This is a genomic window from Knoellia sp. AC549 (assembly GCF_979258975.1).
Genome location: NZ_OZ409890.1, coordinates 1,554,969 through 1,567,595 on the forward strand (window position 1 = coordinate 1,554,969; position 12,627 = coordinate 1,567,595).

Consider the following 12,627-nt stretch of genomic DNA (forward strand, 5'->3'; position numbering starts at 1 on the left):
GCGACAGGTCAGGCGACGGCGCGGAGGAACTCCTCGAGCAGCGGGCCGGCAGTGCTCGCGCCGCCCTCGCCCTCCTCGACGAACACCGCCACCGCCAGGTCTCCCTGGATCGCGATCATCCACGCGTGCTCCTTCAGAGCGTCCGCGGGACCGAACTCGGCCGTGCCCGTCTTGGCGACGACGGGGGCGCCCGGCACGTCGGCAAGGAAGTCCGCGCTGCCCTGGTCGACGACCCCGCGCATGAGGGCCTTGAGCTGGGCGCCCTCGGCGGCGGTGACCGGGTTGGCGGGTGCCTTGGGCGCGGTGGTCGTGGCCGACTCACCGGCGACGAGGCGAGGGGCCACGGGCTTGCCGGCGGCGATCGACGCCGCGACGGTCGCCATGCCGAGCGGTGACGCCTGCACCTTGGACTGGCCGATCATCGACGCGGCCCGGTCGGTGCCCGGCTGCGGTTGTGGCACAGAGCCGAGGAAGCCCGGCACCCCGAGCGCGGGCTCGGCGGCGAGCCCCAGCGCGGCTGCGGCGGTGGGCAGGCCGGCCGGGGGCAGCTCCTCGCCCGCGCGGATGAAGGCGGTGTTGCAGGAGTTGGCGAAGGCCGTGCTGAAGGGCACCGAGCCCAGCGCGGACGCCGGATAGGTGTCGACGTTCTTGAAGGAGCGTCCGTCGACGGTGATGGTGGGCGTGCACTCGACCCTGCTCGCCGGGGTAACGCCGGCGCGCAGCAGCGCCAACGTCGACACGGCCTTGAACGTCGAGCCCGGCGCGTAGCGCCCCTGGGTCGCGGTCGAGACACCCTTGCCGCCCGGGCCACTCGCAGCCGCGAGGACGTTGCCGGTCGACGGCTGCACCGCGACGATGGCCGACGCTGACTCGACCTCCGCCAGGACGTCCTCGGCAGCCTGCTGACGGAGAAGGTCGAGGGTGAGGGTGACCGGCTTGCCAGGCGTGGCCTCGGTGGTGAAGAGGGTGCGTTCCTCTGCTCCACCGGTCGCGACGACGGTCAGGCCCGGCTGGCCTGCCAGCTGCGTGTCGTATGCCGCCTGCACGCCGCCGATCCCGACCTCGTCACCCGCGGCGACGCGGCCCTCGGACTTCTCGACGATCTCAGCGGTCGCGTCACCGACCACCCCGAGCAGGGGCCGGGCGAACGTGGCTGTGGGAGCCAGCGGGATGGTGTCGGCGACGAAGAAGACGCCGGGCGCATCGAGTGCTCGGGCCGACGCCTCCTGCGGGCTGCCCTCTCGCACCGTGATCGCCTCGACGAACGCCTGGGGTCCGGCGTTCCGGACGGCCGTGACGTAGTTCGCGACGTTGATCCCGACCGCGTCGGCGAGCAGCGGTGCCGACGCGAGCGCCTGGGGCGCGCTCACCTTCGTCTTGTCGATGCCGATGCGTGACACGGGTCGCGGCTGGACGATCCGCTGGCCCCCGGCGCCGAGGATCTCGGCCCGCGCCGGCTGCTTGCGCCGGATCCGCAGGGTCTCACCCTCGACGAGGTCTGGGGCAACGATCGCGGGCGACCACTCCGCCTTCCACGTGCCGTCGGCCTTGCGCACGGTCAGTGGCGTCTCGTAGGTCCATCGCTCGTCCGTCCCGGGCAGGGTCCATGCATGACTCAGCGTGGCTCGCGCTGTGCCGCCGTCGGGTTCGGTGATCGACGCGACCGTGACGGCGTGCTCGGCCTTGCCCATGCCCTTGAGGATCTCGGCGACGGCCGGCTGGGCATCGCCCTGGACAGTGCTGCCGGACGCCACCTCGCCATCGGCCAGGCCTGTCGCGATGCGGTCGACGGCCGCCCGAGCCGCCTCCTTGTCCCGCGCCAGCCAGGTCATTCCGCCCCACACGCCTCCCCCGACGAGCACCGCCAGCACGACCACCGTGATCCCCAGCTTGAATCCCCACCCACGCGAACGCACCTGCACAACCCCTCATCATCTCCACGATCCGGGCGGACTGCCCGGCCTGACTCCCTGTCACTCTGTCATCGTTCTTCACTCGATGCGCACCCGGCAACGCCGTGCGGCCGATACTCACCCCACCTTCACAGGCGGTCGGCAGCAACCCGGGTCGGCGCCGGAATCAGGCGGGTGGCGCGCTCGATGAGGACGGCCACCACCATGGCGGCGGCGACGCCCACGAGGGCTGCGAGCAGTGGGTTGTCCCGCACCCAGCGGCCCGCGAGGGTCCCCACCCCGACCGACCACGCCGCCCAGGTGACACCCGAGAGCACGGTGTACCCGGCAAAACGGCGCTGCGAGTAGCCCGTCGCACCGGCGGTGAGGTTGACGGCAGCGCGACCGACCGGGACCCAGCGCCCGACGACGACGATGACGGCCCCACGCCGGTCGAGGTGGCCGCGCGCCCAGACAAGGGCCCGCCGCCCGCGTCCGGTGCGCTCCAGCAACCGATCGAGGCGGGCGCGCCGCCCCAGGACGTAGGCGAGGTTGTCGCCCACCCATGCACCCGCCGCGGCCGCGACGAACAACGCGAGCCAGTGCGGTGTGCCCGACGAGGCGCCGATCGCGGCCAACCCGATGAGGACTCCCTCACTGGGCAGCGGCGGCAGCACCCCGTCGACGGCGAAGAAGACGAAGAGGGCAGGGACCAGCCACGGCGAACCCGAGTGGAGCTCGATGAAGCCGTTGACCGCCTCGACCATGGGAGCAGTCTGACCGATCCGGACCCCCCGCCCCGGTGGTGTGCGCCGTGTTCACCCGACGCTCGTGCGATCGCCGCCCATTGGCTACGCGGTGTCCGTGCTCGTGGCTCGGGACACGATCCTCTCGATGACCAGCCCCACGACGAGGGCGAGCCCGATGCCGAGGGCCGCGGCCAGCAGCGGGTTGTCCTGCACCCAGCTCCCGGCGAAGGTCCCGAGGGCCACCGACCAGGAGGCCCACATGACTGCGGAGAAGGCGGTGAGGAGCGAGAAGCGGCGGCGCGGGTAGTGCGACGCACCCGCGGTCAGGTTCACGGCGACCCGCCCGATCGGGACGTAGCGGCCCACGACGATGATCACCGCGCCCTTGCGATCCAGCTGCGTGCTCGCCCACTCCATCGCCCGTCGACGCCGACCCGTGCGTTCCATGAAGCGGTCGAGATGGCCGTGTCGACCGAGGAGGTAGGCCCCGTTGTCCCCGATCCAGGCGCCGGCCGCGGCGGCCAGGCCGAGCGCCAGCCAGTTCGGCTCCCCCGTCGAACCGGCCACCGCCGCGAGACCGATGAGGGCTGACTCGCTGGGGATGGGTGGGAGGATCCCGTCGAAGGCGGCGAAGAGGAACATCGCCGGGATGACCCACGCTGCTCCTGCGTTCCGGAGCAGGAGCTCGTTGACCGCCTCGACCATGCCCGAAGTCTGTCCTACCCGACGAAGATGCAGAACGGGTGCCCGGCCGGGTCGGCGAGGACGTAGAGCGGCTCCTCGGCGTCGTCGGTGCGGTCGAGCCGGAGCTCGGCGCCGAGACGGACGGCCTCGTCCTTGTGCCGCTCCAGCTCCTCGACGTCGTCGACGACGTAGTCGATGTGCAGCTGTTGCGGCACCGTGTCCTCGGGCCAGGTGGTCCGCTCGAGCCGGTCGACCTGCTGGAACGCCAGCGCGCGCGTGCCGTCGGGATGCGTGAGGACGAGCCAGTCAGCATCGTCCACGCTGCCGTCGGTCGGCGGCTCGTCGCCGGCTCGGTAGACGAGCCCGAGCAGCTGCCGATAGAACTCGGCCAGCTCTCGGGGCCGCTCGCAGTCCAGAACCGTGTGCAGGTATGCCGGGTGCCCGCCCATCGTCGCTCCCTCTCGTTGCGTGGTCGCCATGTCCACTACGAACACAACCTAGGCGCGTCGCACCGGCCTTTCTAGTCTCGGGGCAGCGGCTCAACGTCGAGTCGCTCGACCTGGAGGTAGACATGCCCCACCCTCGATCCGACCGACGAGCAGGGCGGCTGGCCACCCTTGCCCTGGCCGTCTCGGCCACCGCGGGCCTGGTGACCACGGCGCCGGCCGTGGCCGCTGAGACCCACGGGGCAGCCGCTCCGGCACCGACCGCCTGCCCGACGAACGTCGCCGACATCGCCACCTGCTTCACCGGCCAGGACGGCAACGGGTCGTTCTACGCGGTCGCGATCCCGAACGAGTGGAACCGGTCCCTGGTCGTGCACGCACACGGTGGGCCGGATCTCGGTGACGCCTCCGACCCGGCACGCAGCGTCGAGGACCTCGACCGCTGGTCGGTCATGGTCAAGGAGGGATATGCGTGGGTCGGTTCGTCCTACCGTCGTGGTGGCTACGGCACGCAGATGGCCGCGATCGACACCGAGAGCGCTCGCAAGGTCTTCGTCGAAGCGTTCGGGAAGCCACGGCATACCCTGCTCCACGGCCAGTCCTGGGGAGGCAACGTCGCGGCCAAGGTGGCCGAGACGTTCGGCAACGGCGCGGCCAAGCCCTACGACGGCGTGCTGCTCACCAACGGAGTCCTGGCCGGTGGGACCCGTGGCTACGACTACCGCGTCGACCTGCGCGCGGTCTACCAGTACTACTGCCAGAACCACCCCCGGCCGAGCGAGGTGCAGTACCCCCTGTGGATGGGTCTGCGGCCCGGCTCGACCATGACGTCCGGGGGCCTGCGATCGCGCCTGCAGGAGTGCACCGGCAACGCGTCGGCGCCGCAGGACCGCACGCCACTTCAGCAGCGGAACCTCGACGACATCCTCGCGGTGACCGGCATACCGGAACGCACCCTCGAGTCACACCTGAGGTTCGCGACGTTCACGTTCCGCGACATCGTGAGCACCCGCCTCGGCGGGCGCAACCCGTTCGGCAACCAGACGATCCGCTACTCCGGGTCGCACGACGACAAGGCGCTCAACCTGGGCGTCGAGCGCTTCTCCGCAGACCCGGCCGCGAAGCGCGACCTCGCGTTCGACAGCGACCTCACCGGGGACGTCCACCTGCCCGTGCTCACCATGCACGCGATCGACGACCCGACGGCCTTCGTCGAGCACGAGTCGGCCTATCGTGACAGCCTCGCCGGCGTCGGGAACGAGGAGCACCTCGTCCAGGCGTTCACCCGCGAGGCCGAGCACAGCGCCCTGAGTGACGCGGAGTACGCCACGGTGATCCATGCCCTCGACGCCTGGGTGGCCACCGGCAGCAAGCCCACCGCCGGCTCGATCGCGAGCGCCTGCCCCACGCAGGACGCCGGCTACGGCACCGGCTGCCTCTTCGACCCGACGTTCACGCCGGACAGCTATGCCTCCCGGGTCAACGTGCGCCCCGGTGCCCAGCGGTGGCCGGCCATCACGGCAGGTGAGTATGCAGCCTGGGCGCGGAAGGGTGGCATAGGGATCGCGCCGTGACCGGAGGTGCGCTGCGGCGCGGTCGCCCCGGCGGATGAGCCTACGATGCCCACTGTGCTCAAGAGGCTGGGCCACGAACGGTCCGTGGCTCGTCAGGTCCTCGTCCTCCAGGTGATCGTCGTGGCCGTCCTCGTCGTGACCGCTCTCGCGCTCGCGACCTTCGACGCCAGGCAGGACATCCGACGCAGCGCCCGCGACAAGGCCGTCGCGGTCGCCACGGCGGTCGCCCGCGCGCCCGTCGTCACCGAAGCCGTGACCACGGCGGACCCGTCTCGGCGGCTGCAGCCGTTCGCCGAGGACGTGCGGGTCGACACCGACGTCGACTTCGTCGTGGTCATGGCGCTCGACCGGACCCGGTTCTCGCACCCCAACCCCACCCAGCTCGGCAAGGCGTTCATCGGCAACCTCGGCGGTGCGCCGCAGGGGCGCGCGTTCACCGAGGAGTACGTCGGGACGCTCGGGCCGTCGGTCCGCTCGATCGTCCCCGTGTTCGCCTCGGCGGCGAGCACCGAGGTCGTGGCCCTCGTCTCGGTCGGCATCACGCTCGACAAGCTCCAGGACCTGCTCCTCGACGAGGTGGGCGACATCGGGCTGGCAGCCCTCGCCGTCCTGCTCGTCGGTCTCACCGGCGCGCTGCTCATCAGCCGGCGGCTGCTCCGGCAGACCCACGGCATGGGCGAGCGTGAGATCACCCGGATGTATGAGTACTACCGGGCGGTCCTTCATGCCGTGCGTGAGGGCCTGCTCCTCATCGACCACGACGACCGGGTGCAGCTCGTCAACGACGAGGCCCGGCGACTGCTCAACCTGCCGGCTGACGTCATCGGCCGTTCCCTCGGGGACCTCGGGCTGCCGCCGGCCCTCGTCGAGGCTGCCGGCAAGGGTGTCGCGGGCCAGGACGAGGTCTATGTCACGGGCTCGCACGTCCTCGTCGCGAGCTCGGCCCCGGCCCTCTGGGAGGGTCGAGAGGTGGGCGCCGTCGTGACCCTGCGCGACCACACCGAGCTCCAGCACCTCACCGGCGAGCTCGACGTCGTCCGGGGGCTCACCGAGTCCCTGCGGGCCCAGACCCACGAGGCGGCCAACCGGCTCCACGCCGTGGTGTCCCTCATCGAGATGGGCCGGCCGGACGATGCGGTCCAGTTCGTCACCGGCGAGCTGCAGGTGGCCCAGATGCTCACCGACCGCGTCATGGGCGCCACCGGCGACCCGGTCGTGGCCGCCCTCCTCCTCGGCAAGTCCGCGGAGGCGGCCGAACGGGGCACGAGCCTCGTCGTCACGGGGGAGCTGCCGGCCGAGCACGACCTCGTGTCCTCGCGCGAGCTCGTCACGGTGGTCGGCAACCTCGTCGACAACGCCCTCGACGCCGTGGCCGTGCACGCCGACCGGCACGTCACGGTCCACCTCGAGGGGACACCGGACTGCCTGCGGATCACCGTCGGGGACAGCGGCCCCGGGCTGAGCGACGAGGAGGGACGCCGAGTGGTCGAGCGGGGCTGGACGACGAAGGCCGACCCCGGCACGGGCCGAGGTGTCGGGCTGGCGCTCGTGAGCCAGATCGCGCGGCGCCTCGACGGCTCGGTGACGATCGGGCGCTCACCGCTGGGCGGCGCCCAGCTCGAGGTCGTCCTGCGACGTCCCGTGGGCGCACCCCGATGACGGTGCGCGTGCTCGTCGTCGAGGACGAGCCGCTCGCCGCGCAGGCCCACGCGGAGTACGTCCGGCGCCTCGCGGACTTCGAGGTCGTCGGCGTCGCCCACACCGCCGGTGAGGCCGCGCGTGTGCTGCGCGACGATGGCCCGGTCGACCTCATCCTGCTCGACATGTTCCTGCCCGACGGCCACGGTCTCGTTCTCCTGCAGCGCCTTCGGGCCGCCGGCAACCTCTGCGACGTCATCGCCGTGACCTCGGCTCGCGACGTGGACATGGTGCGGCGCGCGGTCGCCCATGGTGTCGTCCTCTACCTGCTCAAGCCCTTCACCTTCCCCATGTTCCGGGCCAAGCTGACGCAGTATGCCGCGTATCGCCAGGAGCTCGGACGTGCGCCTGCCGAGGTGCTCCAGGACGAGGTCGACCGCCTCCTGGGTTCACTGCGGTCCTCGGTCGAGCCGCCCTCGCTCCCCAAGGGCCTGACGCCGGACCGTCTCCACGTCGTCGCCGAGCACCTGCGTGGAGCGAGCGACGGGCTGTCCGCGCGCGAGCTCGGCGACCTGCTCGAGAGCTCCCGGGTGACGGCTCGCCGCTACCTCGAGTACCTCGCGGACGTCGGGGTCGCGATCCGGTCGCTGCGCTACGGCGGTGGCGGGCGCCCCGAGGTGCAGTACACGTGGAAGAGGACCCGGACCGGCGACGTCACGTAGTCCGTGACGACGCCGGCCCGAGCCCTCCGTCAGTGTTCCTCGGCCGGGTCGAGCTCCTCACTCCTCCTCGGCGAAGACCTCCTGACGCTTCTTGCGCACCATCGGCACGACCGCGACCAGCAGGGCGAGGGCCGCCAGCGCGAGCAGCGCCGCCGAGATCGGGCGGGTGAAGAACACCGTGGCGTCACCGCGGCTGATGATCAGTGCCCGCCGCAGGAACGACTCGAGCAGCGGCCCGAGCACGAACCCCAGCAGCAGCGGCGCGGGCTCACAGCCCCAGCGGATCAGGGTGTAGCCGATGACACCCGCCGCGGCGATGACGAAGACGTCCCAGGCGTTGAGCTCGAGCGAGTAGCAGCCGAGCGTGGCGAACGCGATGATCGCCGGGAAGAGCACCTGGTAGGGCACGGACAGCATCCGCACCCACAGCCCGATGAGCGGCAGGTTGAGCATCACGAGCAGCAGGTTGCCGACCCACATCGAGGCGATGAGGCCCCAGAAGAGCGCCGGCTCGTCCTCGATGACGTTCGGGCCGGGGACGATGCCCTGCATGATGAACGCCCCGACGAGCAGCGCCATGACGGGGTGGGCGGGCAGCCCGAGCGTCAGCAGCGGGATGAACGACGTCTGCGCGGCCGCGTTGTTGGCCGACTCCGGGGCCGCGACGCCCTCGATGGCCCCCTTGCCGAAGTCCTGCGGCCGCTTCGAGATCCGCTTCTCGAGGCTGTATGCCGTGAAGCTCGCGAGGATGTGACCGCCGCCGGGGAGCACCCCGAGGATCGAACCCATCGCCGTGCCACGCAGCACCGGGTTGCGGATCTGCCGGAACTCCTTGCGGCTGAGCCAGAGCCCCTTGACCTTGCGGGTGACCACGCTCGCGGACCCACGGCTCTCGAGGTTGCGCAGGATCTCGGCGATGCCGAAGACACCCACGGCCAGGGACACGAAGTTCAGGCCGCCGTCGAGCTCGGGGATGCCGAACGTGAACCGGGGGACGCCGGTCGTGAGGTCCTGCCCCACGGTGCCGAGCAGGAGCCCGAGGACGATCATCGCGAGCGCCTTGACGGTCGAGCCGCTGGCGAGGGCGATCGAGGCGATGAGCCCGAGGACGACGAGTGCGAAGTACTCGGCCGGTCCGAACTTCAGCGCCGCCGTCGCCATCGGTGGCGCAAAGAGCGCGACGAAGATCGTGGCCACGGTGCCGGCGAAGAACGAGCCGAGGGCGGCCGTCGCCAGGGCTGCACCCGCCCGCCCCTTGCGCGCCATCTGATAGCCGTCGATGGCGGTCACCGCCGATGACGTCTCGCCCGGCAGGTTGAGCAGGATCGCCGTCGTCGAGCCGCCGTACTGGGCGCCGTAGTAGATCCCGGCCAGCATGATGAGCGCCGCGATCGGGTCGAAGGTGAAGGTGACCGGCAGGAGCAGGGCGACCGTCGCCGTCGGGCCGATGCCCGGCAGCACGCCGACCGCGGTGCCGAGCGTGACCCCGATGAGGCAGACGAGGATGTTCGTCGGCTGCAGGGCGGTCTCGAGGCCGAGCAGGAGTCCGGAGAGGTCCACCTCAGCCACCGATCCAGTCGCCGAAGAGGGGCAGGCGCAGCTGCAGGGCGACGACGAAGATCAGCCAGGTGACGACCGTGATCCCGGCCGCCGTCGCGACCGCCCGGACCGGCTTCGTGTGCTGACCGGCCAGAGCAGCCAGCAGCGCCGTGACGAAGACCGTCGCGATGACGCCGAGGCCCTCGATGGCGAGCCCGAAGAAGAGGATGGAGCCGACCACGAGCGCTCCGCTTCCCCACGGGATGGGGCGGGAGGGCACGACCTCGGCACCATCGGCGGGGGCGGCGTCCACCCGGTGCCGCCGGGCGAGGAGCCCTTGCCCGATGGTGATGAGGCCGAGGACGGCGAGAGCCGCACCGAGGACGACGGGCAGGTAGCCGGGGCCCATCCGCAGGGCGGAGCCGATCTCGTACGTCGACCCACCGAGCGAGAAGGCGAGCCCGAGGGCGAGGAAGACGGCCCCGCAGAAGAGGTCCTTGAGCCACGGGTGCTCGTCGACCTCCACGTGGCCGTCGGCCCCCGCATCGTTCGCGGGGACCGACGCCGGTCGCAGTTCGTCACTCACTCTTGATGCCTGCGTCCTTGATGATCGGACCCCACAGGTCGAGCTGCTCCTGGAGCTTGTCGGCGTGGGCCTGCGGCGTCACCTCCTCGGCGGTCACGGGGGCTGTGCCGAGGTCGGCCATCTTCGTCACGACGTTCTGGTCCTTGAGCGCGGACGCCAGGGCGTCGGTGAGCTTCTTGACGACGGCGTCCGGGGTGTCCTTGGGGACATACAGCCCGTGCCACACACCGACCTCCACGTCGGCGAGCCCGGCCTCCTTCGTCGTCGGCAGGTCCTTGAAGGCCTCGACGCGCTCGGGTGTGGTGACCGCGTAGGCCTGCACCTTGCCGGCCTTGATCTGGCCGGCCGTGTTCGTCGTCTGGTCGCACATGAAGTCGACCTGGCCGCCGACGAGGTCGGTGAGGGCAGGGCCGGTTCCGTCATAGGGCACCTCGGTGAGGTCGACGCCCACCGCCTGCTCGATGAGCAGACCGCACAGCTGCGACGCCGCTCCGGTGCCGGCGTTGGCGAGGGTCACCTTGTCCGCGTTGGCCTTGACGTATGCCGTGAGCTCTTCGAGCGTCTTCGCCGGGAAGTCCTTCCTGGCGATGATCGTCATCGGCACGTTGGTGACCAGGCCGATCGGCTTGAAGTCCTTCTGGGGGTCGTAGGACAGCTTCGGATAGAGCGCGGGAGCCGTCGACATGCCGATGTGGTGCATGAGGACGGTGTAGCCGTCGCCCTTGGCCTTCACGACCTGGTTCGCACCGAGGGTCCCGCCGGCGCCACCGACGTTCTTGACGATGATCTGCTGGCCGAGCGTCTTGCTCATCGGCTCACCGATGAGGCGACTGACCGTGTCGGTCGGACCACCGGCGGCGAAGGGCACCACCATGGTGATCTCCTGGTCGGGGTAGTTCGCGTCGTCCCCGCCGCCGCCGGCGCCGGCTCCATCACCTCCGCTGCTGCCGCAGGCGGCCAGGGCGAGGGCGGCGAGCGAGGCCGCGGTGGTCCGGGCGGCGAGGCGCGACCGGCCCCCTCGCTCCGGGGTCGGAGTGGACGAGCTGAGTCTGTGCAGGGTGGGGAAATCCATCGGGAGGCTCCTTTGACGACCGAGTGGTGAGATCCGGGTCACACCCTCCAGTGGCGCGGCGAGCGGGTCGATCTTGTGCACCTTGAGTTCACGGCCGGCTCGTTCAGGACGCAGATCGTCCGGATCGGGTTCTACGGTTCCTTCCATGACGCAGACGGAGCCGACGGGACGCACCTTCCGGGACGAGCAGCTGTTGGAGACACGCTTCGAGCACGTGGACCTCTCGGGTTCACGGTTCGACCGGGTCGACCTCAGCCGATCGACCTTCTGCTCGGTCGACCTCGCGGACGTCGACATCCGCAACGCGTCACTTCGCAACGTCCGCATGCGAGGCGTGGAGCTCCAGAAGGTGGAGATGTGGGGCCCGATGGACGACGTCCGGGTCAACGGAGTCGAGATAGGGCCCCTCGTCGAGGCCGAGCTCGACCGGCTCCACCCCGAGCGACGACAGCTGCGGCCCAGCGACGCCGACGGGTTCCGGGAGGCGTGGTCGGTCATCGACGAGCTGTGGTCGGGCACGGTCGCGCGCGCTCGAGGGCTGGAGGCGGTTGATCCGGACCTGCTGCACGAGAGCGTCGCCGAGGAGTGGTCGTTCATCGAGACGCTGCGCCACCTGTCCATGGCCACGGACTCCTGGCTCGGCCGCGCGATCCTCGGCGAGTCGTCACCGTGGCATCCTCTGGACCTCCCGTTCGACGAGATGCCCGACACTCCTGCCGTCCCCCGTGATCGCGAAGCCCGGCCGACGCTCGACGAGGCCCTCGCTCTCAGGGATGACCGCTTCGACAGGGTGCGGACGTTGCTGGCCACCCTCACTGACGAGCAGCTGGGGAGGACGACCTCACCCATCGCGGGAGCCGGCTGGCCACCAGAGGGCGAGGCGTTCGTGGTCAAGCACTGTCTCGACGTCCTCCTCGACGAGGAGTGGTGGCACCGCCAGTTCGCCGAGCGCGACCTCGCCGCGCTGGAAGCGCGGCTCACGACGGACGCGACCACCCGGCATACCGGCATCTCGAAGGAGCAGGAGGACTCATGACCGATCCTGTGGCGGGCAGTCAGGAGACGCCGTGGGAGCCGCCTCTCGCGGGGTCCGAGACCGAGCAGGTGCTCGGCGCGCTGGACCGGCTGCGGTGGACCTTCCGGTGGAAGGCGGACGGACTGGATGCCTCCGGGCTGGGCCAGCGGATCGGCGGCTCGCCGCTCACTCTGGGGCGGCTGCTCAAGCACCTGGCGGTCGTCGAGGACGACACGTTCCACCAGAAGCTCGCGGGTGAGCCGATGCCGGCGGTGTGGGACGACAACGGCTGGGACGACGATGACGACTGGGAGCACACTTCGGCCGACAGCGACGACCCAGCGACGCTGTATGCGTTCTGGGACAATGCTGTTGAGCGGTCACGGGCGCGGGTGGCCGAGCGGCTGGAGACCGGCGGGCTCGACCAGGAGGTGCACGTGGGTGCGCATGGTCAGCACGCCAACCTGCGCCGCCTGCTGCTCGACACGATCGAGGAGTACGGCCGGCACACCGGCCACGCCGACCTGCTGCGCAAGGCCGTCGACGGTCGTGTCGGCGAGGACCCGCCACCCGGATGGCGCCCGACGGGCGCTGCGACATGACGAAGGCAGGGAGATGAACCTCCCTGCCACTACCAAGATATAGCGCACCAGGGGGCTTGCCGCAAGGCCCCCACCCTGGTCCACCATGAAGCCCGTGCTGCGCGAAAG

At 70.9% G+C, this 12,627-nt stretch carries 12 protein-coding genes; 5 read left to right on the forward strand and 7 right to left on the reverse strand.

Annotation, left to right across the window (positions count from 1 at the left end):
- Nucleotides 1–8 precede the first annotated feature (8 nt).
- From ACZZ98_RS07485 to ACZZ98_RS07500, 4 genes are all read right to left on the reverse strand, one after another.
- On the reverse strand, nucleotides 9–1,916 hold the full coding sequence (locus ACZZ98_RS07485; RefSeq protein ID WP_463515643.1) for a penicillin-binding transpeptidase domain-containing protein: 1,908 nt from the start codon (nucleotides 1,914–1,916) through the stop codon (nucleotides 9–11).
- Between the two features lie 125 nt (nucleotides 1,917–2,041).
- Entirely contained in the window at nucleotides 2,042–2,659 is a 618-nt protein-coding gene (locus tag ACZZ98_RS07490) for a DedA family protein (RefSeq protein WP_463515644.1), read from the reverse strand.
- An 84-nt stretch (nucleotides 2,660–2,743) separates the two neighbouring features.
- The gene (locus ACZZ98_RS07495; protein WP_463515645.1) at nucleotides 2,744–3,346 is read right to left on the reverse strand and encodes a DedA family protein; all 603 of its coding nucleotides are present in this window, start codon (nucleotides 3,344–3,346) and stop codon (nucleotides 2,744–2,746) included.
- A gap of 14 nt (nucleotides 3,347–3,360) precedes the next feature.
- The gene (locus tag ACZZ98_RS07500; RefSeq protein WP_463517743.1) at nucleotides 3,361–3,774 is read right to left on the reverse strand and encodes a VOC family protein; all 414 of its coding nucleotides are present in this window, start codon (nucleotides 3,772–3,774) and stop codon (nucleotides 3,361–3,363) included.
- Between the two features lie 122 nt (nucleotides 3,775–3,896).
- Between ACZZ98_RS07500 and ACZZ98_RS07505 the strand changes: the two genes are divergently transcribed.
- The 3 genes from ACZZ98_RS07505 to ACZZ98_RS07515 are packed head-to-tail and all read left to right on the forward strand — an operon-like array spanning nucleotide 3,897 to nucleotide 7,705.
- A complete protein-coding gene (locus ACZZ98_RS07505) occupies nucleotides 3,897–5,345 on the forward strand; it encodes a hypothetical protein (RefSeq protein WP_463515646.1) in 1,449 nt (482 codons plus the stop codon).
- Between the two features lie 45 nt (nucleotides 5,346–5,390).
- On the forward strand, nucleotides 5,391–7,004 hold the full coding sequence (locus ACZZ98_RS07510; protein ID WP_463515647.1) for a sensor histidine kinase: 1,614 nt from the start codon (nucleotides 5,391–5,393) through the stop codon (nucleotides 7,002–7,004).
- Complete coding sequence (locus ACZZ98_RS07515; RefSeq protein ID WP_463515648.1) at nucleotides 7,001–7,705, forward strand: response regulator; 705 nt, start codon at nucleotides 7,001–7,003, stop codon at nucleotides 7,703–7,705. Before ACZZ98_RS07510 ends, ACZZ98_RS07515 begins: the two co-directional genes overlap by 4 nt.
- Before the next feature lie 57 nt (nucleotides 7,706–7,762).
- On the opposite strand, the gene ACZZ98_RS07520 is transcribed toward ACZZ98_RS07515, so the two are convergent.
- The 3 genes from ACZZ98_RS07520 to ACZZ98_RS07530 are packed head-to-tail and all read right to left on the reverse strand — an operon-like array spanning nucleotide 7,763 to nucleotide 10,902.
- Nucleotides 7,763–9,274, reverse strand: a complete 1,512-nt coding sequence (locus ACZZ98_RS07520; protein WP_463515649.1) for a tripartite tricarboxylate transporter permease — start codon at nucleotides 9,272–9,274, stop codon at nucleotides 7,763–7,765.
- Complete coding sequence (locus tag ACZZ98_RS07525; RefSeq protein ID WP_463515650.1) at nucleotides 9,267–9,830, reverse strand: tripartite tricarboxylate transporter TctB family protein; 564 nt, start codon at nucleotides 9,828–9,830, stop codon at nucleotides 9,267–9,269. The genes ACZZ98_RS07520 and ACZZ98_RS07525 overlap by 8 nt, the downstream gene beginning before the upstream one ends.
- A complete protein-coding gene (locus tag ACZZ98_RS07530; protein ID WP_463515651.1) occupies nucleotides 9,823–10,902 on the reverse strand; it encodes a tripartite tricarboxylate transporter substrate-binding protein in 1,080 nt (359 codons plus the stop codon). The genes ACZZ98_RS07525 and ACZZ98_RS07530 overlap by 8 nt, the downstream gene beginning before the upstream one ends.
- Nucleotides 10,903–11,047: 145 nt before the next feature.
- Here ACZZ98_RS07530 and ACZZ98_RS07535 point away from each other — a divergent pair, with 145 nt between their 5' ends.
- Together ACZZ98_RS07535 and ACZZ98_RS07540 are read left to right on the forward strand one after the other, a co-directional pair.
- A complete protein-coding gene (locus tag ACZZ98_RS07535; protein ID WP_463515652.1) occupies nucleotides 11,048–11,938 on the forward strand; it encodes a DinB family protein in 891 nt (296 codons plus the stop codon).
- A complete protein-coding gene (locus ACZZ98_RS07540; protein ID WP_463515653.1) occupies nucleotides 11,935–12,519 on the forward strand; it encodes a mycothiol transferase in 585 nt (194 codons plus the stop codon). Before ACZZ98_RS07535 ends, ACZZ98_RS07540 begins: the two co-directional genes overlap by 4 nt.
- Nucleotides 12,520–12,627: the final 108 nt, after the last annotated feature.

Coding starts and splice junctions, on each gene's coding strand:
- ACZZ98_RS07490 (WP_463515644.1), bottom strand. CDS start 2,659: ATGGTCGAGGCGGTCAACGGCTTCATCGAGCTCCACTCGGGTTCGCCG.
- ACZZ98_RS07495 (WP_463515645.1), bottom strand. CDS start 3,346: ATGGTCGAGGCGGTCAACGAGCTCCTGCTCCGGAACGCAGGAGCAGCG.
- ACZZ98_RS07500 (WP_463517743.1), bottom strand. CDS start 3,774: ATGGGCGGGCACCCGGCATACCTGCACACGGTTCTGGACTGCGAGCGG.
- ACZZ98_RS07505 (WP_463515646.1), top strand. CDS start 3,897: ATGCCCCACCCTCGATCCGACCGACGAGCAGGGCGGCTGGCCACCCTT.
- ACZZ98_RS07510 (WP_463515647.1), top strand. CDS start 5,391: ATGCCCACTGTGCTCAAGAGGCTGGGCCACGAACGGTCCGTGGCTCGT.
- ACZZ98_RS07515 (WP_463515648.1), top strand. CDS start 7,001: ATGACGGTGCGCGTGCTCGTCGTCGAGGACGAGCCGCTCGCCGCGCAG.
- ACZZ98_RS07530 (WP_463515651.1), bottom strand. CDS start 10,902: ATGGATTTCCCCACCCTGCACAGACTCAGCTCGTCCACTCCGACCCCG.
- ACZZ98_RS07535 (WP_463515652.1), top strand. CDS start 11,048: ATGACGCAGACGGAGCCGACGGGACGCACCTTCCGGGACGAGCAGCTG.
- ACZZ98_RS07540 (WP_463515653.1), top strand. CDS start 11,935: ATGACCGATCCTGTGGCGGGCAGTCAGGAGACGCCGTGGGAGCCGCCT.